This is a genomic window from Agromyces sp. NPDC055661, assembly GCF_053618135.1.
In genome coordinates this window covers 616,065-638,573 of record NZ_JBSHHC010000002.1, presented here as the reverse complement: position 1 = coordinate 638,573, position 22,509 = coordinate 616,065, and the positions used below count along the sequence as shown (strand labels likewise).

Genomic DNA, 22,509 nt, shown 5'->3' with positions numbered 1-22,509 from the left:
CTCCGCTCCGCGCCGCTCAGGCGTCGAGCGCGCCCGGCCCCTCGGTCACGAGCCGCGCGAACTGCGCGGCGTCGAGCACGCGGATGCCGAGCTCCTCCGCCTTCGCGAGCTTGGAGCCGGCACCGGGCCCGGCGGCCACGAAGTCGGTGTTCTTCGACACGCTCGAGGCCGCCTTGCCACCTGCCGCGATGATAGCCTCCTGCGCGCCCTCGCGCGTGAAGCCCTCGAGCGAGCCGGTCGCGACCACGGTGAGGCCCGCAAGCACGCCGTCGGCCGCGGCGGCGGCCGCCGCGCCGGGTCCGGGATGGCCCTCGGTACGGAACTGCACACCGGACGCCTGCCACCGCTCGACGATCTCGCGGTGCCAGTCGACGTCGAACCACTCCGTGAGCGAGTCGGCGATGATGCCGCCGACGCCTTCGACGTCGGAGAGCTCCTGCACGCTCGCCTCGCGGATCGCGTCGAGCGACCCGAAGTGGTCGGCGAGCGCGCGGGCGGCGACCGGACCGACGTGCCGGATGTTCAGCGAGACGAGGAGCCGCCACAGCGGCTTGGTCTTGGCCTTCTCGAGCTCTTCGAGGAGCTTCGTCGCTGCCCCCGATGGCAGCAGCTCGCGGTGGGTCTTGCGGATGCCGGCACGGCGGCGCTCGGCCGCGTCGAGGTGCTCGGTGCCGGGCGGGTAGGTCGCCGGCGCCCACTTCTGGAACGGTGCGCGGCGGATCGGCTCGCCCGTGGCCTCGTCGACCTTGACCTCGCCCGTCTCGGCGTCGCGGACGACGACCTGGATGGGTACGAGCTCGTCGAGCGTGAGGTCGAACAGCCGGGCCTCGGTCTCGAGGGGCGGCGTCGTGGGGACGGAGGGCTGCGTGAGCGCGGCCGCGGTGACCTCGCCGAGCGCCTCGATGTCGAGGGCGCCGCGGGAGCCGATGTGCTCGACCCGACCGCGCACCTGCGCGGGGCACGACCGCGCGTTGGGGCAGCGGAGGTCGATGTCGCCCTCCTTCATGGGGCGGAGCGGCGTGCCGCACACCGGGCAGTCGGCGGGCATGCTCCACTCGCGCTCGGTGCCGTCGCGAAGCTGTTCGACGGCGCCGAGGATCTCGGGGATGACGTCGCCCGCCTTGCGGAGCACGACCGTGTCGCCGATGAGGACGCCCTTGGCCTTGACGACGTCCTGGTTGTGCAGCGTCGCCTGGCGCACCGTGGAACCGGCGACCTTGACCGGCGCCATGATCGCGTACGGCGTCGCGCGACCGGTGCGGCCGATGGCCACCGCGATGTCGAGGAGCTTCGTGTGCACCTCCTCGGGCGGGTACTTGTAGGCGATCGCCCACCGTGGAGCCCGGCTCGTCGCGCCCAGCTCGTCGTGCAGTGCGAGCTCGTCGACCTTGACGACGATGCCGTCGATCTCGTGCTCGACGTCGTGGCGGTGCTCGCCCCAGTGCGCGATGAACGCCGCGACGTCGTCGACGGAGTCGAGCACCCGCGCGTACGGCGAGACGGGGAGACCCCACTGCGCGAGCAGCCCGTAGATCTCGGACTGCGTCGCGACGGGCGGGCGATCCCAGGCGCCGATGCCGTGGAGGTAGAGCGAGAGCCGCCCCAGCCGGTCGCGCATCAGGTCGAGCTCGAATGCGCTCTTGCGCTCCCGTCGCTGGCGCAGGCTGCCCGCCGCCGTGTTCCGCGCGTTCGCGAACTCGGGGTAGCGCACCTTGATGGCCGCCTCGGGCTTGCCCTTGGCCAGCTCCTCCGCCTCGTATGCCGCCTGCAGTTCGTGCTGGCGGCGGTTCAGCTCCTCGAAGTCGGCCGTCGACAGGAAGACCTCGCCGCGCACCTCGAAGAATGGCGGGAACCCCTCGCCCTCGAGCCGTCGCGGGATGGCCGGGATGAACTCGAGGTTCTCGGTGATGTCCTCGCCGACGCGGCCGTCGCCGCGCGTGGTCGCCGTCTCGAGCACGCCGTCGCGGTAGGCGAGGCTGATCGCGAGCCCGTCGATCTTGAGCTCGCAGAGCCAGTGCACCGCCCGCCCGGCATCGCGCTCGACCTTCACGGCCCACTCTCGGAACTCGTCGACGGAGAACACGTTGTCGAGGCTGAGCATGCGCTCGGCGTGCTCGTGCTCGGGGAAGCCGGCGGTCGCGACGACCGCGCCCACCTGCTGCGTCGGGCTGTCTTGGCCGGCGAGCTCGGGGAACGCGCGCTCGATCGCCTCGAGTCGGTGGAACGCGAGGTCGTACTCGGCGTCGGAGTACGGCGTGTCGCCGTCGCCGTAGTAGGCCAGTCGCGCTCGGTCGATGAGGTCGGCGAGCTGCTCCGATTCGGCGCGGGCGGTCTCGAAGTCGGCTGGGATGTCGCTCACAGGTGCCATCCTAGGAGGCCCCTCCGACGGCATCGGAAGCGCCGGGCGGACGCGACGGCGAACGTCCCCCCGTCACTCGTCGTCGACGAGATGGTCGACGCGCCGGTGGTAGCGGACCCCGACGACGCCGCCGAGGATCGCGCCGCCGAGGGTCACCACCGCGAGCACGACCGAGGCGGCGATGCCCGCGATCGTCAGCAGGTCCTCGGGGAGGGGGATGCGCCGGAGCACGCCGACGCCGGTCGACTGGTCGAACCGGCCGAGGACGAAGCCGATGACCCCCGCCAGGATCCCGATCGCGATCGTCCACACCCACACGGCCACGCCCTGCGCGACGCCGCTGAAGCGGGCCATGCGGCCGGCGACGTAGCCGCCGCAGTAGTACGAGGCGAACAGCAGCACGAGGAGCGTGCCGGCGCCGATCCAGCCGAGCGTCTGCAGGTCGAGCGGGAGCTCTCGCGCGAAGAGCATCGGGTTGCGCACGTCGAGGCCCAGCACCACGCCGGCGACGGTCAGGAGTCCCGTGAGGATGGCGAAGGTCGCCGAGGCGATGAGCCACCCGAAGAAGGCCGAGCCGACCTTCACGCCGCCGAACCGCTCGCGCTGGCGTTCGATGACCTCGTCGGTGGTGAGCGTCAACGGGTCGACCATGTCGTCCCACGCCGCAGGCCCGGGTTCGAGCGTCGCGACGGGGCGGGTCGCGGGCGCGGGATCGAGGTTCCGGAACAGCTCGGCGGGGTCGCGGTTCGGGTCGGAGGGGTACAGCGGGTAGTTCACGGGATCTCCTCGTCACTCGCTCGGCGCCGGGGGAAGCGCCAGCGCGAATCTACGCGAAGCGCTTCCCGACCGCGACGCGAGCGAGCGTCGGGCGCGTCGGGCACGGCGGATGCCGCGTGCTCGGGCACGCGGCATCCGCCCGCCGATCAGGCGCCGAAGCCGGCGCGGTCGACCTTGCGGTGGTAGTGCGTGCCGGCCTTGCCGCCGAGGATCGCGCCGCCGAGGCTCGCGATGGCGACCACGATCGCCGTGACGATGCCGGCCATCGTGAGGTCGCCCTCGCTCACCGGGAGGCGCGGGAAGAAGTTGAGGTCGGCGAAGACGTCGAAGCGGCTGCCGATCACGACACCGAGCAGCGCCATGACGATCGCGATGACGAGCGCCCACACCCAGACCGCGAGGCCCTGCACGACGCCGTTGAAGCGCGCCATGCGACCGGCGACGTAGCCGCCGCAGTAGTAGGCGAGGAACAGGATCAGCAGGAGCGCGATCGCGCCGATCCAGCCGATGGTGCCGGCGTCGAGTCCGACCTGGCCGGCGGCCGCGTCGACGTCCTCGACGCCGAGGCCGAGCGCAGCGCCGGTCGCGGCGAGGAGCGCGGTGAGCAGCGTCGCCAAGCCGAAGGCGGCGAGCCAGCCGAAGAACGCAGCGCCGACCTTCACGCCGCCGAACGCCTCGCGCTCGCGGGCGGCGACCTGCTTCCGTTCGGCCGCGAGCTCGGCGTGGGGCCGATCGGCCACGCCGTCGCCGTCGGTGTCGCGGTCCACCACGGCCTCACGGCGGTCGTCGACGCCGTCGCCGTCACGGTCGACCAGCGCCTCACGGCGATCGCCGACGCCGTCGCCGTCACGGTCCACGACCGTCGCACGGCGGTCGGCCACGCCGTCGCCGTCACGGTCGACGACGGCCTCACGCCGATCGTCGACGCCGTCGCCGTCACGGTCGACGCCGGTGTACGCGGCATCCGCTCGCTCTGCTGTGGGTACGGCGATCGTGTCGCCGGTCGCGGCGATCGGCCGCTCTGAGGGTCGGTCTGCGGGTTCTCGGGGGGTGCTCACGGTGCATCCTCTCGTCGTCGGGTCGCGCCATCGGGGTCGGCGCAGGCGAGAATCTACGCGGCGCGAATCCGCAACGGACAGGCCTTGACATGCCCCGGACCGACACGCCATACGCGCGCGAACGCGCCGCGCATCGCCGTGCGATTCGATGTCGGCGCTCAGGCCTCGACGGGGACGGCGCTCACCGTGCGGTCGATGGTGCACTGCCCGAGCACGCGCGTGCCGACGTAGAGGACCGCGGTCTGGCCCGGCGCGACGCCGTCGAGCGGATGCCCGGGCGTGATCACGAGCTCGCCGTCGGCGACGACCGCCGTGGCGGGCACGGGATCGGCGTGCGCGCGGATCTGCACCTCGCACGCGAACGGCGTTGCGGGCTCGGCCGGCGGCATCCCGGCCCACGTGAAGCGCGACCCGGCGATGAGCGCCGTCGCGAGCGCCGCCTTCGGGCCGACGACGACCGTGTTCTCCTTGGGTCGTACCTCGAGCACGAACCGGGGCTTCCCGTCGGGTGCGGGCGTGCCGAGCCGGAGCCCGCGGCGTTGGCCGACCGTGTAGGCGTGCGCGCCCTCGTGCGCGCCGACGACGGCGCCCGTCCGGTCGACGATCTCACCGGGCGCCTCGCCGACGTGCTCGGCGAGCCATCCGCGCGTGTCGCCGTCGGGGATGAAGCAGATGTCGTGCGAGTCGGGCTTCTGCGCGACGCTCAGGCCGCGGCGGGCGGCCTCCTCGCGCACGAGCTGCTTCGAGGGCGTGTCGCCGAGCGGGAAGTACGCGTGCGCGAGCTGCTCCGTCGTGAGCACGCCGAGCACGTAGGACTGGTCCTTCGCCCAGGCGCTCGCGCGGTGGAGCTCGCGGTTGCCCGCGGCATCCGCGACGATCGTGGCGTAGTGGCCCGTGCAGACGGCGTCGAAGCCGAGCGCCAGCGCCTTCTCGAGCAGGGCGGCGAACTTGATGCGCTCGTTGCAGCGCATGCACGGGTTGGGGGTGCGGCCCGCCGAGTACTCGGCGATGAAGTCGTCGACCACGTCGGCCTTGAACCGCTCCGAGAAGTCCCAGACGTAGTACGGGATGCCGAGGACGTTGGCGGCGCGCTGCGCGTCCATCGAGTCCTCGATCGTGCAGCAGCCGCGGCTGCCGGTGCGCAGCGTTCCCGGCATACGACTGAGCGCGAGGTGCACGCCGACCACGTCATGGCCGGCCTCCACCGCGCGCGCCGCGGCTACGGCGCTGTCGACGCCGCCGCTCATCGCTGCGAGAACCTTCACCCGTCAAGTGTAGGCAGGGCCGCCTGAACGGATGCCCCGTCGACCGGTCCGTGCCGTTCTCAGGACAGCCCCATCGACCGGTCCGCGTCTCTTCTCAGGACGGGCCCCTCGACCGATCCGTGCCTCTTCTCAGGACAGGCTCCGTCGACCGGTCCGTGCCTTTTCTCAGGACGGGCCCCGCCCGAACCGGCGCTTCTCAGGACGACACGCCGCTCGCGGCGACGCCGCGGCCGCAGATCTCCTGAGAAAAGCGGTGGAGCGAGCGGATGCCGCGGCGCGTCAGCGGTGAGCGACGGATGCCCCGGCCGTCCCGGTCAGCGGCCGAACGACGTCAGCCGGCCCGCGAGCCCGGCCTTCGCCGCCTGCGCGTACGCGGCGGGCAGCGCCGCGAGGAACGCGTCGACGTCGGCCTCGGTGGAGTCGTGCCCGAGGGTGATCCGCAGGGCACCGCGCGCGTCGGACTCGGTGCGGCCCATGGCCATCAGCACGTGCGAGGGCTCGGGCACGCCCGCCTGGCACGCCGACCCGGTCGAGACGGCCACGCCCGCGGCATCCAGCAGGAACAGCAGCGAGTCGCCCTCGCAGCCGGGGAACGAGAGGTGCACGTTGCCGGGAAGGCGCCCGGCGGGATCGGGGTCGCCCGAGAGCCTCGCCTCGGGCACCGCGGCGAGCGCGCCGGCGGTGAGGCGGTCGCGCAGGGCCGACATCCGCCGAGCGTCGGCATCGAGCCGATCGTGCATCGACGTCGCCGCCGCGGCGAAGCCGGCCGCCGCCGCCACGTCCTGCGTCCCGGAGCGCAGGCGCCGCTGCTGTCCCCCTCCGTGGATGAGCGGCTCGACGATGGCCGACCGGTCGAGGACGAGCGCGCCGATGCCGGCCGGACCGCCGATCTTGTGCGCCGAGACGCTGAGGGCGACGAGACCGGCGCCGCGCGGGGCATCCGTCGCCCGTCGCAGCCCGCGCAAGTCGATCGGCAGCTGCCCGTACGCGGCGATCGCGTCGACGTGCAGCGGCACGCCGGCACGCGCGGCGAGCCGAGCGACGTCCTCGACGGGCTGGATCGTGCCCACCTCGTTGTTGGCCCACAGCATGGTCACGAGCGCCACGGATGCCGCGTCGCGGGCGAGCTCGGCCTCGAGCAGGTCGAGGCGCAGCCGCCCGAGGTCGTCGAGCGGCACCTCGTCGATGACCGCGCCCTCGTGCGTCGCGAGCCACTCGATCGTGTCGAGCGTCGCGTGGTGCTCCCCCGCCGGGACGAGGATGCGCGACCGCGGGCGACCGGCCGGCGCCGACGCCTGCCGGCTCCACCACAGCCCCTTGATCGCGAGGTTCACGGCCTCGGTGCCGTTGCCCGTGAAGACCACCTCGATGGCGTCGGCGCCGAGCGTCGCGGCGATGCGCTCACGCGACTCCTCGAGCAGCCGCTTGGCCCGCTGGCCCGCGCTGTGGATCGACGAGGGGTTGCCCACCACGGCGAGCGCCGACGTGAGCGCCTCGACCGCCTCGGGCCGCATGGGGGTCGTCGCGGCGTGGTCGAGGTAGACCATTGGCGGACCTCCTCCCCCGTTCGGGCCCGTGCGCGGCACGTCGCGTCCGCGCGTGGGAGCGCTTGCACTACGAACTACTGTAGATCGCATGTCCGCGTCCGGCCCCCTGCACGACCTCGGCGTCCGCACGGGCGCCGACGGCGGTGGCATCCGGGTCTGGTCGGAGCACGCGACGTCGATCGACCTCGTCGTGTTCGCCGACGGGGACCTCGACTGGGCGGTCGAGCGCACGCCGCTCGCCCGCGACGCGCACGGCGTCTGGGAGGGCCGCTCGGCGAAACTGGTGCCGGGCGCCCGCTACGGACTGCGCGTCGACGGGCCCGCGGGCGTCGAGCACGCGTTCAACCCGGTGCACACGCTGCTCGACCCGTACGCCCGCGGCCTCACCGCAGCGGCCGACGGATCGTGGCGCGGCGTGGCGATGAACTCGCTCGTCGACGACGGCTTCGACTGGACCGGCACGGCCAAGCCGCGCGTCCCGCTCGACCACACGGTCGTCTACGAGACGCACGTGCGCGGCTTCTCGAAGCTCAACCCGGCGATCCCCGAGCCGCTGCGCGGCACCTACGCGGGACTCGCGCACGACGCCTCGCTCGAGTACCTCACGGGCCTCGGCGTCACGACCGTCGAGCTGCTGCCCGCGCAGGCGTTCGTCTCCGAGGAGCGGCTCGTGCGACAGGGCCGGCCGAACTACTGGGGCTACAACACGCTCGGCTTCTTCGCGGCGCACGCGCCCTACGCGACCGCCGCAGCACAGGCCGCCGGCGCACACGCCGTGCGACGTGAGTTCGCGGGCATGGTGCGCCGGCTGCACGAGGCGGGGCTCGAGGTCGTGCTCGACGTCGTCTACAACCACACCGCCGAGGAGGGCCGTCGCGGCCCGACGTACTCGTTCCGCGGCATCGACAACGCGTCGTACTACCGCCACGACGCGCACGGCCGCTACGTCGACACGACCGGATGCGGCAACACGCTCGACTTCGGGCACGCGGCCCCGCAGCGGCTCGTGCTCGACTCGATGCGCTACTTCGCCGAGGAGCTCCAGGTCGACGGCTTCCGGCTCGACCTCGCCGCCACTCTCGGGCGCGACGACCACGGCGCCTACACGCCCGAGCACCCGCTGCTGCGCGGCATGCTCGAGGATCCCGTCATCGGCGCCTCGAAGCTCATCGCCGAGCCGTGGGACGTCGGCCCCGGCGGCTGGCAGACGGGCAACTTCCCCGCGGGGTTCAGCGAGTGGAACGACCGCTACCGCGACCGCATGCGCGACTTCTGGCTCGGCGACCTGCGCCGCGAGCGCGAGACGGGCTCGGCCGGCAGCGGCATCGGCCGCTTCGCGACCCGCCTCGCCGGCTCGGCGAACACGTTCTCCCAGGAGCGCGGCCCGCTCGCGAGCCTGAACTTCGTCACCGCGCACGACGGCTTCACGCTCGCCGACCTCACGGCCTACGACCTGAAGCACAACCTCGGCAACGGGGAGCAGAACCGCGACGGCGCCGACCACAACAACTCCTACAACCACGGCGTCGAGGGCGACACCGACGACCCCGAGATCCGCGCGGCGCGGCGCCGCAGCATCCGGAACCTGCTCGGCACCCTGCTGCTCTCGGCCGGCGTGCCCATGATCACGGCGGGCGACGAGTACGGCCGCAGCCAGCGCGGCAACAACAACGCCTACTGCCACGACTCCGAGCTCACCTGGCTCGCGTGGCGCGACGACGAGCGCGACGCCGGGCTGCTCGCGACGGTGCGGCGGCTCCTGCGCCTGCGCGCCGAGAACCCCGCGCTGCGTCCGGTGCGGTTCGGCCGGTTCGGCGAGACGATCCCGAGCGCCTCGCAGATGGACTGGTTCAACGCCGAGGGCACCACGATGACCATCGACGACTGGAACTCCCCCGAGCAGCGCACGCTCCAGTTCCTCGCCGCGTCGACGCCCGAGTTCGAGGCGTTCAACCGCATCCTGCTCGTCGTGCACGCGCACGAGGAGGCGACCGAGGTCGTGCTGCCCGACCACGAGGGCGTGACGGGCTACTCCCGCCTCTGGGACTCGTCCGGCGAGGAGCCGATCGACGACCCGACCGTGCACGCTCCTGGCGACACGCTCGCGATCCCGCCGCTGTCGATGCACCTGTTCCGCGCCGACGGCGAGCGGCCGACGCCGCGCGCGGTCGCGGCTCCCGAGTCCGACGGCGGCGTTTGATGGCCAAGCGCGCGGATGCCTCGGCGGGCACGCCCGCGACCGTCGCGCTCACCCGTGCCGGCGTCGCCTTCACCGCGCACGCCTACGAGCACGACCCCCGCACCGCCGCCTACGGACTCGAGGCGGCCGAGAAGCTGAGCATCGACCCCGACCGCGTGTTCAAGACCCTGCTCGCGAACGTCGACGGCGCGCTCGCGGTCGGCATCGTGCCGGTGGCGCAGCAGCTCGACCTCAAGGCCCTCGCCCAAGCGCTCGGCGGCAAGCGCGCCGAGATGGCCGATCCCGCCGTCGCCGAGCGCAGGACCGGCTACGTCGTGGGCGGCATCAGCCCGATCGGGCAGAAGACCGCGCTGCCGACCGTGCTCGACGAGTCCGCGATCCTCTGCGAGACGATCCTCGTCTCGGGCGGCCGTCGCGGGCTCGACCTCGAGCTCGCGCCCGACGACCTGCTCGCCGTCACCGCCGGCCGCTACGCGCCGATCGCGCGCGGGCGCTGAGGCGCGCCGCTCGCCGAGCCCGTCGAAACGAGCCAGCGCCGCGCGCCGAGCCCGTCGAAGCGAGCCCGCGCCGCTCACCGAGCCCGTCGAAGCGAGCCCGCTCCCGCTCGCTGAGCCCGTCGAAGCGAGACCCCACGGGCGGGTTCCCTTCGACGAGCTCAGGGAACGGGCGACGTCAGGTCCCTTCGACGGGCTCAGGGACCGAACTACCCCGCGACCGCGACCAGCCCCAGCTCCGCGGGCGACGTGAGCAGCGGATGCCGCGGCACGACGCGCACGGTGTACCCGAAGGCGCCGGCGCGATCGAGCACCACGGTGCCCGTGTACAGGCGCGGACCCGAGGAGCTCGCGGCATCCGCCGACCGGTCGGGTTCGAGCGTGGTGCGTCGCGCGCCCTCGATCGACTCGTCGGTGCGGCTGCGGCCGTAGACGACCTCGACCGCGACGTCGTCGGGGGCGAGGCCGTCGAGCTCCACGTAGGCGCGCAGGTTGAGCTCGTCGCCGACGTGCGGCGACTCGACGCCTCCCGACTCGACGTGCACGACCTGCACCTTCGGCCAGGAGGCGCGCACGCGGGCGCCGAACGCCGCGAGCTCGCGGGCGCCGCGGTCGCCGTCGGCCTCCACGCGGGCCGCCTGCTCGGCCGCCGGGCGGTAGAGCTCCTCGACGTACTGGCGCACCATGCGGTCGGCGCCGAGCTCGGGCGCGAGCGTCGTCAGCGTCTGCCGCACGCGGCGCACCCACTCCACGGGCACGCCGTCGCCGTCGCGCTCGTAGTACCGGGTCGCGACGCGGTGCTCGAGCAGCTCGTAGAGCGCCGCCGCCTCGAGGGCGTCGCGCTCGCCGGCGTCGCCCGCGGCATCCGCGGACGGGATCACCCAGCCGTAGTCGTCGCCCGCGTACTCGGCCCACCAGCCGTCGAGGATCGACAGGTTCAGGGCGCCGTTCATGGCGGCCTTCATGCCCGACGTGCCGCACGCCTCGAGCGGGCGCAGCGGGTTGTTGAGCCACACGTCGCAGCCGGGGTAGAGCAGCTCGGCCATGCCCATGTCGTAGTCGGGGAGGAACACGATGCGCTCGCGGAGCTCGGGCTGTTGGGCGAACTGCACGAGCTGCTGGATGAGGCGCTTGCCCTCGTCGTCGGCGGGGTGCGACTTGCCGGCGATGACGAACTGCACGGGCCGCTCGGGGTTCGTGAGGATCGCCTTCAGGCGCTCGGGGTCGCTGAGCATGAGGGTGAGGCGCTTGTACGTCGGCACGCGCCGGGCGAAGCCGACCGTCAGCGTGTCGGGGTCGAGCACCCGCGAGACCCATGAGGGCGCCTGGCTGCCCGGATGCTGCTCCGTCCACGCCGCGCGCAGCCGCCGCCGCGCGTCCTCGACGAGCTGCAGGCGCATGCCCCGCTTGACCGCCCAGAGCTCGCCGTCGGTGAGCGCACCGCTGGACCAGTCGGCGTGCTCGGTGTCGCCCGTGCCGAGCCGGGACTCGGCGAGGCCGACGAGGGCCGGGTCGGTCCAGGTCGGCGCATGCACTCCGTTCGTGATCGACGTGATCGGCACGTCGGCGACGTCGAACCCGGGCCAGAGGTCGCCGAACATCCGGCGGCTGACCTGGCCGTGCAGCTTCGAGACGCCGTTCGCGCGCTGCGCGAGCCGCAGGCCCATGACCGCCATGTTGAACGGGCTCGTCGCCGGGTCGGCGCCGGGCTCGACGCCGAGCGCGAGCGCGTCGGCGGGTTCGACGCCGGGCAGCAGCGAGCTCGTGAGGTAGCGCTCGACGAGGCCGCGCTCGAACCGGTCGATGCCCGCGGGGACGGGCGTGTGGGTCGTGAACACCGTGCCGGCGCGCACGAGCTGCAGCGCCTCGGCGAACGAGCGTCCCTCGGCGATGTGGGTCGCGATGCGCTCGAGTCCGAGGAAGCCCGCGTGGCCCTCGTTCATGTGGAAGACGTCGGGCGCCGGTCCGCCGCTCAGCTCCGTGTAGGCGCGCACCGCGCGTGCGCCGCCCACGCCGAGCAGCAGCTCCTGGAGCAGCCGGTGCTCGCCGCCGCCGCCGTAGAGCCGGTCGGTGACCGAGCGCAGCTCGTCGTCGTTGGCCGGGATGTCGGTGTCGAGCAGGAGGAGGGTGATCCGGCCGACCGCCGCCTTCCACACGCGGGCGTGCAGCGCCGCGTCGTCGGGCAGCGCGAGGGTCACCTGCACGGGCGACCCGTCGGGACGGCGCAGCACCGAGAGCGGCAGTCCGTCGGGGTCGAGCACCGGGTAGCGCTCCTGCTGCCAGCCGTCGGGCGAGATCGACTGCGAGAAGTATCCGGCCTTGTAGAACAGGCCGACGCCGAGCAGCGGCACGCCGAGGTCGGATGCCGCCTTCAGGTGGTCGCCCGCGAGGATGCCGAGTCCGCCCGAGTACTGCGGCAGCGCCGCGGTGATGCCGAACTCGGGCGAGAAGTAGGCGACGAGCCGCGGGGCATCCGTGCCGAGGGATTGGAACCAGCGCGGCTCGGAGAGGTACTCGCGAAGGCCCGCCCGCTCGCGCTCGGCCCACTCCACGTACCCGCCGTCGGCTGCGAGCTGGTCGAGGCGCGCCGGGTCGACCTCGCCGAGGAACGCGACCGGATCGCGCCGCGACGTGCGCCAGAGCTCGGGATCGATGTGCTCGAAGAGGCGCTTCGTCGGCTCGTGCCAGGACCAGCGGAGGTTGCCGGCGAGCTCCTCGAGCGCGGAGAGCGAGCCGGGCACCACGGCCCGGACGGTGAACTTGCGGATGGGCTTCACGCGCTCCACCCTAAGTCGCACGCGTGTCGAATGTGTGAACGGGCAACCCCGCGACGCGGACGCCCATTCCGCGCTACGGTCGGATGCGTGACGACCCACGCAGTGCAGGCCGGCCGCATCCCGGTGACCGGGGTCACCCCAGCCGTCCCCGACGGCCGGTGGAGACCGAAGGCGTACGAGGGCGAGGTCGTGCCCTTCCGGGCCACGGTCTTCCGCGAGGGCCACGACCAGGTCGGCGCGATGCTCGTGATCACGAGCCCGTCAGGCGCGGTGCGCCACGAGCGGATGTCGCCGCTGACCGCCGGCACCGACCGGTGGGAGGCGCAGGTGCTCCTCGACGAGCGCGGCGTCTGGCACTGGCACGTCACGGGCTTCGACGACGAGATCGCCACGTGGCGGCACGACGCCGCCCTGAAGGTGGACGCGGGCGTCGACGCGGAGCTCATGTACGAGATCGGCGCGCGCCTGCTCGACCGCGCCGCCGACGAGAAGGCGCGGCCCGTCGCGGCCCGGCGCCGGCTCACGGCGCTGGCGAACGCGCTGCGCGACGACACGGCGACGGCGGCCGAGCGCCGCGCCCTCATCGACTCCCCAGTGCTCGACCTGTTCGCGGGCTGGCCGCTCGCGAAGCTCACGAGCGACACGCCCGAGCACGAGATCCTCGTCGAGCGCCGGCGCGCCGGCGTCGGCGCCTGGTACGAGTTCTTCCCCCGGTCCGAGGGCGCCAAGCGCCTGCGCGACGGCCGCTGGAAGAGCGGCACGTTCCGCTCCGCGGCGAAGCGCCTCGACGGGGTCGCCGCGATGGGCTTCGACGTCGTCTACCTGCCGCCGATCCACCCCATCGGCGTCACGAACCGCAAGGGCCGCAACAACACGCTCGACCCCGGCCCGCAGGATCCGGGATCGCCGTGGGCGATCGGCGGCGCGGAGGGCGGCCACGACGCGATCCATCCCGACCTCGGCTCGCTCGCCGACCTCAGGGCGTTCGTGCGCCGCGCAGCGGCGCTCGGCATCGAGGTGGCGCTCGACCTCGCGCTGCAGGCCTCGCCCGATCACCCGTGGGTGGCGGAGCATCCCGACTGGTTCACCCAGCTGCCCGACGGCACGATCCGGTACGCCGAGAACCCGCCGAAGAAGTACCAGGACATCTACCCGGTCAACTTCGACGACGACCCCGAGGGCATCTTCGAGGAGGTGCTCCGCATCGTCCGGCACTGGATCAAGCAGGGCGTGCGCATCTTCCGCGTCGACAACCCGCACACGAAGCCGCTCGCCTTCTGGGAGCGCCTCATCGGCACGGTGAACGCCGACGACCCCGACGTGGTGTTCCTCGCGGAGGCGTTCACGCGCCCCGCGATGATGCAGGCGCTCGCGATGGTGGGCTTCCAGCAGTCGTACTCGTACTTCACCTGGCGCAACACGAAGGAGGAGCTCGAGGAGTTCCTCACGTCGGTGTCGCAGGACACGGCGGACTTCATGCGGCCGAACCTGTTCGTGAACACGCCCGACATCCTCACCGAGTACCTGCAGTTCGGCGGCCCCGCGGCGTTCACCGTTCGTGCCACGATCGCCGCGACCGCTGCGCCGCTCTGGGGCGTCTACGCCGGCTTCGAGCTGTTCGAGTCGGTCGCCCGGCCGGGCGCCGAGGAGGCGATCGACAACGAGAAGTACGAGTACAAGCCGCGCGACTTCGCCGCCGCCGAGAAGGAGGGCCGCTCGCTCGCGCTGTACCTCGGCATCCTCAACCGCATCCGCGCCGACCACCCCGCGCTCGGGCAGCTGCGCAACATCCGGTTCCACGGCAGCGAGGACGACTCGGTGCTCGTGTACTCGAAGCACCTCGACGGACGCTTCACCCCCGACGGCGTCGCCGACACGATCATCGTGGTCGCCAACGTCGACCCGCACTCCGTGAGGGAGACCACCGTGCACCTCGACCTCGCCGCCATCGGACTCGAGCCCGGAACCCGCTTCGAGGTCGAGGACCTCGTCACCGGGCACCGATGGGACTGGGGCGATGCGAACTACGTCCGGCTCGATGCCTTCACGAGACCGGCCCACGTGCTGCACGTCGTGCGGGGGTCGCGATGAGCGAGCGGATGCCGCGCACCGGCCCCGCCGTCGCCGACGCCGAGCTCGCGGCGGTCGCCGAGGGCCGCTCCTTCGATCCGCACGCCATCCTCGGCCAGCACGGGTTCGACGTCGCGGGATCCCCCAGCACGCACACCGTGATCCGCACGCGCCGGCCCCTCGCCGACCGCGTGCAGGCGGTCCTCGACGGCGGCGAGGTGCTCGAGCTGGAGCACGTCGGCCATGGCATCTGGGCCGGCGCCGGCGAGTTCGGGCCCGTCGACTACCGGATCCGGGCCGCCTACGGCGACGACGAGTGGACGAGCGACGACCCGTACCGGTTCGCCCCGACCATCGGCGAGCTCGACCTGCACCTCATCGGCGAGGGCCGCCACGAGGAGCTCTGGCACGTGCTCGGCGCGCACCACCGAGAGCACTGGGGCGTCGGCTCGGGCGTTCGCGGCACCGCCTTCAGCGTCTGGGCGCCGCGTGCACGCGCGGTGCGCGTCGTCGGCGAGTTCAACCGCTGGGACGGCGCCGGCCACGCCATGCGCAGCATGGGCTCCGCGGGCATCTGGGAGCTCTTCGTGCCCGACCTCGAGCCGGGCACGGTCTACAAGTTCGAGATCCTGACCACCTGGGGCGAGTGGATCATGAAGGCCGACCCGATGGCGCGCCAGGCCGAGATCGCGCCCGCGACGGCGTCGGTCGTCAGCACGAGCACGCACGAGTGGGCCGACGGCGACTGGATGGCGCGACGCGCGCGGGTGAACGCGCACAGCGAGCCGATGAGCATCTACGAGCTGCACCTCGGGTCCTGGCGGCCCGGGCGCGGGTACCGCGACGTGGCCGACGAGCTGATCGAGTACCTGCAGTGGTTGGGCTACACGCACGTGGAGTTCATGCCGCTGGCGGAGCATCCGTTCGGCGGCTCATGGGGCTACCAGGTCACCGGCTACTACGCGGTGACGAGTCGCTTCGGCTCCCCCGACGACCTGAAGTACCTCATCGACCGGCTGCACCAGGCCGGCATCGGCGTGATCATGGACTGGGTGCCCGGGCACTTCCCGAAGGACGACTGGGCGCTCGCGCGCTTCGACGGCGAGGCGCTCTACGAGTACGCCGACCCGCGGCGCGGCGAGCAGAAGGACTGGGGCACGTACGTCTTCGACTACGGCAATCCGCGCGTGCGGAACTTCCTCGTGGCCAATGCGCTGTTCTGGCTCGAGGAGATGCACGTGGACGGCCTGCGCGTCGACGCGGTCGCCTCGATGCTCTACCTCGACTACTCCCGCGAGGACGGCGAGTGGGCCCCGAACATCTACGGCGGCCGCGAGCACCTCGAGGCGATCGGATTCCTGCAGGAGGCGACCGCGACGGCCTACAAGCGCAATCCCGGCATCGTCATGATCGCCGAGGAGTCGACGAGCTGGCCGGGCGTCACGGCCCCAACCAGCTCGGGCGGCCTGGGGTTCGGCTACAAGTGGAACATGGGGTGGATGCACGACACGCTCCAGTACGTCGAGAAGGACCCGATGTACCGGTCGTACCACCACCACGACCTCACGTTCTCGTTCCTCTACGCGTTCAGCGAGCACTTCATCCTGCCGATCAGCCACGACGAGGTCGTGCACGGCAAGGGCTCGCTGCTGCGCAAGATGCCCGGCGACCACTGGCAGCAGCTCGCGAACATGCGCGCGTACCTCTCGTACATGTGGGCGCATCCCGGCAAGCAGCTGCTGTTCATGGGGCAGGAGTTCGGGCAGCTCTCGGAGTGGAGCGAGGAGCGCGGGCTCGACTGGTGGATCCTCGACCAGCCGACGCACAAGCAGCTCGCCGAATTCGTCGGCGCGCTCAACCGCACCTACCGCGAGCAGCCGGCGCTCTGGCAGCTCGACGACGACTCCTCGGGCTTCGAGTGGGTCGAGGGCGGCGCGGCATCCGAGAACGTCATCGCGTTCCTGCGCTACGACCGCGACCGGCGGCCGCTGCTGTGCGCCGTGAACTTCGCGGGCCGGCCGCACGAGGGCTTCCGGCTCGGGCTCCCCAAAGCGGGTCGGTGGCGCGAGCTGCTGAACTCGGATGCCGCGGAGTTCGGCGGCTCGGGCGTCGGCAACCTCGGCGGCGTCGAGGCGACCGACGACCCGTGGGCCGGCCGGCCGGCGTCGGGTGTGTTCACCCTGCCGCCGCTCGCGGCCGTGTGGTTCACGCTCGACGAGTGAGACGGGCCTAGAAGAGCAGGTTCGCGAGGCGGCGCCGTGCCGCGGTGACTCGCGGGTCCTCGGTGCCGACGACCTCGAAGAGCTCCACGAGGCGCTCGCGCACGCGCTTCTTGCCGTCGGCGTCGAGCTTCGGGAAGAGCGACAGCAGCCGGTCGAACGCGTCGTCGACGTGCCCGCCCGACAGGTCGAGGTCGGCGACGTCGAGCTGCGCGTCGAGGTCGTCGGGGGCGGATGCCGCGGCGTTCCGGATGGCGTCGAGCGTCTTGCCCTGCAGGCGCCACAGCAGGTTCGCCTGCGCGAGGCCCGCGACCGCGAGCTCGTCGCGCGGATCCTGCGCCATCGCCGTGCGGTACGCGTTCGCGGCGGCCTCGTAGTCGCCGCGCTCGATCGCGTCGTACGCCTCCTGGTGCAGCGGCGGGAGGGGCTCCTCCACGGGCTCGGCGGGCTCGTCGCCCTCCGCCCCGCCCTCGGGGTCGATGCGGCCGGTGACGCCGTGCTGGGCGGCGAGCTCGAGCAGCTGGTCGAAGACCTGGTCGATGACGTCGTCGGGCTGCAGCCCGGCGAAGAGCGGCACCGGCTGGCCGGCGACGACCGCCACCACGGTGGGGATGGCCTGCGCCTGGAACGCCTGCACGAGCTGCGGGCTGCGGTCCGCCTCGGCGGCGGCGAGCACGAGACGGCCGTCGCGTGCGCGGACGAGCCGCTCGAGCGTGCCGACGAGCTCGGTCGACTGCTCGCTCCACGTGGCCCAGAGCACGACGACGACCGGCACGGTGCGCGACAGCTCGAGCGTGGAGCCGAAGCTCGCGTCATCCGTCGCGAACACCACCGGGTCGCCCGCGACGGGCCCACCCGTCGTCGCCGCGGGCTGCTGCTGGCGCTGCACGAGTGCGGAGAGGTCGACGGCTCCGCGGAGGCCGCCGGTCGGGGTGGGGTCGGTCACGGTACCTCCGATGCTCCGATCAGGCTCTCGGACCACCCGAGGAGCCGGATCTGCTCGTCCGAGCCGACGCTCGGCACGTAGAACAGCAACTGCACGCCGATGACGCGCTGCACGCCCCTGGCGCTCTTCTCGGTGAAGCCCGACAGCGCCGCGCCGGGCGCGCCGGCCTCGAACCCGATCGTGCCGCCGTCGTTCGGGGTGACCTTCTCGGTCTGCTCGATCGATGCGGTCACGAGGGCGCCGGAGTCGTTCGTCGCGAGCGCGACGACAGGGCTGTCGCCCACGACGTTCGAGAACGCGATGTCGGCCGTGGGCGGCAGCGCGTCGTTGATCGCCTGCTGGCCCGTGACGCCGAGCTGCTCGCGCAGCACGTCGCCCTCGGGGTCGAAGAGCGCGGCGTACTGGGACTCGTCGCCCTTCAGCAGTACGTCGCCGTAGGCCGCGGCGACCTGCCCGGGAGGGAGCACCAGGCCCTTGAACTCGGGCGAGATGAGCGGCGCGCCGATCGACGCGGGCGCCACCTCGGGCACGTCGGCGTCGGGGGCCAGCGACATCGCGTAGGCGATCTTGTAGTTGCTCCGGGGCGCGTCCTGCTGCAGCACGAGCGCGGTGGGAGCGACCGTGGGGTCGTCGCCGTTCGTCGCGATGGTCAGCACGGTGCGACCCGACGCGGGCCAGCCCGAGACCTGCTGCGGCAGCGTCAGCGTGAGCGGCGCGGCGGGGATCGGCGTAGGTCCGGGCTGGTCGGGCAGCGAGTTGCGGATCGTGTAGTTCGCCTGGCGGGCCTCGAGGGCCGGGCCGGTGAACCGCGCCTCCAGCGCTCCCCCGTCGCGCGCCTCGTCGGCCTCCTTCGTGGAGACCGCGATCGAGCGCATGATGCGCTCCATCTGCGGCACGGTGACGGCCGGCTCCATCTCCTCGGACTCCTCGGGCGCCGCTGCGTCACCGGTGGGCGCGGGCGTCTCGGTCGCCGGGGCGGTCGTCGCCGGAGCCGCGTCGAAGGTGGGCCAGTAGTCGGCCGAGCAGGCGCTCAGCGCGAGCGCCGGGATGGCGACGAGCGGGACGATCGCCACGCGCTTCGCGCGGCTGATCGAGCGGCGACCGCCGCTCGTGACCTGGTTGCGACGCGAGGGCTTGGGGGCGCTGGGAAGCTTGCCGCGGTTGCGACGAGGGCCGCGCGACCGGCGGTGGTGCACGAAGCCCGACACGAGCAGCGCGATGCCGAGGCCGAACACGAGGGCGCCGCCGAGGATGAGCGGGCCCGCCCACGGCGTGGCGTTGTCGAGCGGCCAGGCGATCGCGAGGTCGGCCGGCGCGGGTGACGTGCCGTCGCTGGCGAGGAGCACCGAGATGTCGTCGGGGACGTCGATCGTCGTCGTGACCTCGTTCTCGCCCGTGAACTCGTCGAGCCAGAGGTCGGAGCCGACCGGCGAGTCGGCGGGATCGGCCTCGACGGGCGCGGCCGCGTCGGTCGCGGGCGGCGTGGCGGTCGCGGTGCCGTCGGTCGCGGCATCCGTGGACTCGGGCTCGACGACCTCGCTCGTGAACTCGTCGGCCTCGCTGTCGTACCCGACGGCGACATAGGGCGCGTCGCCGATCCAGGCCGAGACGTCGGAGCTGCGCCCGTACGAGACGAAGACCGCGTCGGTTCCCGAGACGGTGATCGTCTGCTTGCCGGGGTGGGCGCCGAGGGCCTCGGGCTCGATCACCGTGTACGCGGCGTCGCCCTCGATCTCGGCCGACAGCGAGACGCGGTCGGGCTCGAGGAAGACGGTGCGCTGGGCGATGCCGAACCCGATCATCACGGCCGCGGCGACGAATGCCACGATTGCCAGGGCGAATCGCACGAACATTACCTCCGGTGCCGCCCGTGGCGGCTTCGAACAAAGACACCCCACACTACCGGCGGTGTCTGGGAGGTTCCTAACCGCACCCTGAGCATCGCGTCGGCCCCCGGGGGGCCGCGTTCCGGGCGCTCGCGGCCTGTGAACGGCGCGCACGGCGGATGCCGCGTGCCTCTACAATCGACACATCCCGCAGCGCCCCCACGAACGCGGGACAGAGCCCGGAGGAAGAATGGCCGTCGAAGAGACCGAGTTCACGCAGGTGTTCCGCGGATACGACAAGGACGAGGTCGACAAGAGCATCAATGGGCTCCGACGCGACGTCATCAACACGAACAACCAGCTCGCCGAGCAGGGCAAGGAGAACAAGCGACTCCTCGCCCGCATCGAAGAGCTGACGGCGGAGCTCGAGGAGGTCGGCAGCCCCACCTTCTCGGGGCTCGGCACCAAGCTCGAGAACACCCTCCGCGTCGCCGAGGAGCAGTCCACCCGCCTCATCGCGCAGGCCGACATCGACGCCGAGAAGCTGCGTCGCGCCGCCGAAGACGAGGCGCACCTCATGCGCTCCGACGCGCAGGAGCTCGCCGAGCGCACCCTCACCGAGGCGCGGGCGCAGGCGAACCGCCTGCTCGAGAACGCCCGCGCCGAGGTCGACGACATGGTCTCCCGCGCGCACGAGTCGAGCGAGCAGCTCCGCCAGGAGGCCGCGCGCGACGCCGCCTCGATCCGGGGCGCCGTCGCCACCGAGGCCGCCGAGGTGCGTTCCAGCGCGAAGCGCGAGGCCTCCGCCGCCGTCTCGTCGGCCGAGCGCAAGGCATCCGAGATCCTCGTCGCCGCGAACACCGAGGCGAACGAGGCGCGCGCGACCGCCGCCGGCCTCGCACAGGAGACCGAGCAGACCCGCGCCGAGGTCGCCATCGAGCTCGACCGGGCCCGTGCCGAGCTCGCGAAGGAGACCGAGCAGGCCCGCATCGACCTCGCCCGCGAGACCGAGCAGTCGCGTCTCGACCTCGAGCGCGAGACCGCGGAGGGCCGCGCCGACATCGAGGCCGAGATCTCCGAGCGTCGCGCCGCACTCGTGCACGAGCTCGAGCAGGCACGCGCCGACCTCGACAAGGAGCTCGAAGGCGGCCGCGCCCAGCTCGTGCAGCAGCAGGAGCAGGCCAAGGTCGACCGCGAGCGCGAGGCCGAGGCCGCGCGCCTGAAGCTCAAGCACGAACTCGAGCGCATCCGCGCGAAGCACGCCGCCGACCTCGACCAGATGCGCGCCGACCTCGCCCTCGAGCAGGAGCAGGCCCGCGCCGACTTCGAGGCGGAGTCCGAGCAGGCGCGCATCGACCTCGACAACCAGCTCACCGCGATGCGCAAGAAGACCACGCACGAGGTCAACCGCCTGCGTCGCGAGGTCGAGAAGGCCCGCCTCGACCTCGAGGCCGAGCTCGCCACCAAGCGCGACGAGGCCGAGCAGGAGCTGCTCACCGCCCAGCAGGAGGCGACCGCGCAGACGCAGAAGTTCCTCGACGACGCGAACGCCGAGCTCGCCGAGACGAGCGCGCGCACGGCCGCGAGCCGCGCCGAGGCCGAGCGCCTCGAGGCGAAGGTCCGCAGCGAGATCGCCGTGGTCCGCGACAAGGCCGACGAGGAGGCCCGCGATCGCGTGGCCGCCGCGCACGACCAAGCTCGCAAGCTCATCGCCGACGCCGAGGAGCGCACCCGGGCGCTCGTGGCCGACGCCGAGGACCGCCTCTCCCAGATCAAGATCGAGCGCGACGCCGTGGCCGGCTACTTCGAGAGCCTCCGCGGCGTGCTCACCCAGGCGGAGCAGGTGGCTGCGGACAACCGCTGAGCCGACGGGCGGCCGGCCCCATGAAGATCCAGAACGCGTTCCGCATCGGCTTGATCGGAACGCTCGGGGTCGGGGTCGGCCTGCTCATCCTCATGTCGATCGCGAGTCTCTCGACGATCATCGCGTACATCGGCGCGGCACTCTTCCTGGCCCTCGGCCTCGATCCGGCGATCAGCTGGCTCGAGCGCCGGGGGCTTCCGCGTTGGTCCGCCATCCTCATCGTGATGACCGCCGTCGGCCTCGTCGTCGCGGCGCTCGTGCTCGCGGTCGTGCCCATCGTGGTCGACCAGGTGAGCCAGCTCGTCGACGAGATCCCGTTCATCGTGGCCCGCGTGAACTCGCAGGACTGGATCGAGAGCCTGCAGGAGCAGTTCCCGCAGGTCCAGGTCGACGAGATCAGCCGGCAGGTCACGACGGCGGTGAACGAGTTCGTCACGAACCCCGAGAAGCTGAGCGAACTGGCGGGCGGCGTGCTGCAGGTGGCCGTCGCGATCGGCGCCGGCCTGTTCGCCATCGTGATCGTGTTCATCCTCACGCTGTACTTCGCCGCGTCGCTCAACACCATGAAGCGCGCGACGTACCAGCTCGTGCCGGCCTCGCGCCGCGAGCGGTTCGCCGACCTGACCGAGCAGATCACGCAGTCGGTGGGCCGCTACGTGGCCGGGCAGGTGTCGCTCGCGGCGTGCAACGGCGTGCTGAGCTTCATCTTCCTCTCGATCATCCAGGCGCCGTTCCCGGCCGTGCTGGCGTTCCTGGCGTTCCTGTTCTCGCTGGTGCCGCTGGTGGGCACGGTGACGGGATCGGTGATCATCGTGCTGGTGTGCCTCATCCCGGGGCTCGGCTCGCCCGTCACGGCCCTCGTGGCCGCGATCTACTACCTGATCTACATGCAGGTCGAGGCGTACATCCTGAGCCCGCGCATCATGAACCGCGCGGTGAAGGTGCCCGGCGCGCTCGTCGTCATCGCGGCGCTGGCGGGCGGCGCGCTGCTCGGCATCCTCGGCGCGCTCATCGCCATTCCGGTCGCGGCGTCGATCCTGCTCATCATCAAGCAGGTCGTGATCCCGCGCCAGAACGAGCTCTGAGCGCGCGCCTCGGCGCCAGCTG

General features: G+C 72.5%; 14 protein-coding genes. 6 read left to right on the top strand and 8 right to left on the bottom strand.

The genetic code is table 11. From position 1 onward, the window contains the following. Positions 1 to 16: 16 nt before the first annotated feature. The 5 genes from ligA to ACWGO8_RS16490 form a co-directional block, all read right to left on the bottom strand. On the bottom strand, positions 17 to 2,368 hold the full coding sequence (gene ligA / locus ACWGO8_RS16510; protein WP_452044090.1) for an NAD-dependent DNA ligase LigA: 2,352 nt from the start codon (positions 2,366 to 2,368) through the stop codon (positions 17 to 19). Positions 2,369 to 2,431: 63 nt separating this feature from the next. Next, positions 2,432 to 3,136, bottom strand: a complete 705-nt coding sequence (locus tag ACWGO8_RS16505; protein WP_452044089.1) for a hypothetical protein — start codon at positions 3,134 to 3,136, stop codon at positions 2,432 to 2,434. 146 nt (positions 3,137 to 3,282) lie between these two features. After that, positions 3,283 to 4,194 carry a hypothetical protein gene (locus ACWGO8_RS16500; RefSeq protein WP_452044088.1) on the bottom strand — a complete coding sequence of 304 codons (912 nt, stop codon included), beginning with the start codon at positions 4,192 to 4,194 and terminating at the stop codon, positions 3,283 to 3,285. Positions 4,195 to 4,352: 158 nt separating this feature from the next. Further along, the gene (gene mnmA / locus ACWGO8_RS16495) at positions 4,353 to 5,459 is read right to left on the bottom strand and encodes a tRNA 2-thiouridine(34) synthase MnmA (protein ID WP_452044087.1); all 1,107 of its coding nucleotides are present in this window, start codon (positions 5,457 to 5,459) and stop codon (positions 4,353 to 4,355) included. A 314-nt stretch (positions 5,460 to 5,773) separates the two neighbouring features. Beyond that, the gene (locus ACWGO8_RS16490) at positions 5,774 to 7,006 is read right to left on the bottom strand and encodes a cysteine desulfurase family protein (RefSeq protein WP_452044086.1); all 1,233 of its coding nucleotides are present in this window, start codon (positions 7,004 to 7,006) and stop codon (positions 5,774 to 5,776) included. A gap of 88 nt (positions 7,007 to 7,094) precedes the next feature. Here ACWGO8_RS16490 and glgX point away from each other — a divergent pair, with 88 nt between their 5' ends. Together glgX and ybaK are read left to right on the top strand one after the other, a co-directional pair. Beyond that, positions 7,095 to 9,206: a glycogen debranching protein GlgX gene (gene glgX / locus ACWGO8_RS16485; protein WP_452044085.1), complete on the top strand. Its 2,112-nt coding sequence runs from the start codon at positions 7,095 to 7,097 to the stop codon at positions 9,204 to 9,206. Then, entirely contained in the window at positions 9,206 to 9,703 is a 498-nt protein-coding gene (gene ybaK, locus ACWGO8_RS16480; RefSeq protein WP_452044084.1) for a Cys-tRNA(Pro) deacylase, read from the top strand. The genes glgX and ybaK overlap by 1 nt, the downstream gene beginning before the upstream one ends. A 206-nt stretch (positions 9,704 to 9,909) precedes the next feature. Here ybaK and glgP read toward each other — a convergent pair whose 3' ends face one another. Beyond that, a complete protein-coding gene (glgP, locus tag ACWGO8_RS16475) occupies positions 9,910 to 12,477 on the bottom strand; it encodes an alpha-glucan family phosphorylase (protein ID WP_452044083.1) in 2,568 nt (855 codons plus the stop codon). A 30-nt stretch (positions 12,478 to 12,507) separates the two neighbouring features. Here glgP and ACWGO8_RS16470 point away from each other — a divergent pair, with 30 nt between their 5' ends. Together ACWGO8_RS16470 and glgB are read left to right on the top strand one after the other, a co-directional pair. Further along, entirely contained in the window at positions 12,508 to 14,568 is a 2,061-nt protein-coding gene (locus tag ACWGO8_RS16470) for an alpha-1,4-glucan--maltose-1-phosphate maltosyltransferase (protein ID WP_452044082.1), read from the top strand. An 8-nt stretch (positions 14,569 to 14,576) separates the two neighbouring features. Then, a complete protein-coding gene (gene glgB / locus ACWGO8_RS16465) occupies positions 14,577 to 16,769 on the top strand; it encodes a 1,4-alpha-glucan branching protein GlgB (protein ID WP_452044081.1) in 2,193 nt (730 codons plus the stop codon). A 7-nt stretch (positions 16,770 to 16,776) separates the two neighbouring features. On the opposite strand, the gene ACWGO8_RS16460 is transcribed toward glgB, so the two are convergent. Both ACWGO8_RS16460 and ACWGO8_RS16455 read right to left on the bottom strand, forming a co-directional pair. Then, positions 16,777 to 17,712 carry a tetratricopeptide repeat protein gene (locus ACWGO8_RS16460; RefSeq protein WP_452044080.1) on the bottom strand — a complete coding sequence of 312 codons (936 nt, stop codon included), beginning with the start codon at positions 17,710 to 17,712 and terminating at the stop codon, positions 16,777 to 16,779. Beyond that, positions 17,709 to 19,559 (bottom strand): hypothetical protein, encoded by a 1,851-nt coding sequence (locus ACWGO8_RS16455; protein ID WP_452044079.1) that lies wholly within the window; start codon positions 19,557 to 19,559, stop codon positions 17,709 to 17,711. The genes ACWGO8_RS16460 and ACWGO8_RS16455 overlap by 4 nt, the downstream gene beginning before the upstream one ends. Before the next feature lie 229 nt (positions 19,560 to 19,788). Between ACWGO8_RS16455 and ACWGO8_RS16450 the strand changes: the two genes are divergently transcribed. Continuing rightward, positions 19,789 to 21,402 (top strand): DivIVA domain-containing protein, encoded by a 1,614-nt coding sequence (locus tag ACWGO8_RS16450; protein WP_452044078.1) that lies wholly within the window; start codon positions 19,789 to 19,791, stop codon positions 21,400 to 21,402. A 20-nt stretch (positions 21,403 to 21,422) separates the two neighbouring features. Beyond that, positions 21,423 to 22,487 (top strand): AI-2E family transporter, encoded by a 1,065-nt coding sequence (locus ACWGO8_RS16445; RefSeq protein ID WP_452044077.1) that lies wholly within the window; start codon positions 21,423 to 21,425, stop codon positions 22,485 to 22,487. The last annotated feature ends 22 nt before the right edge of the window (positions 22,488 to 22,509 follow it).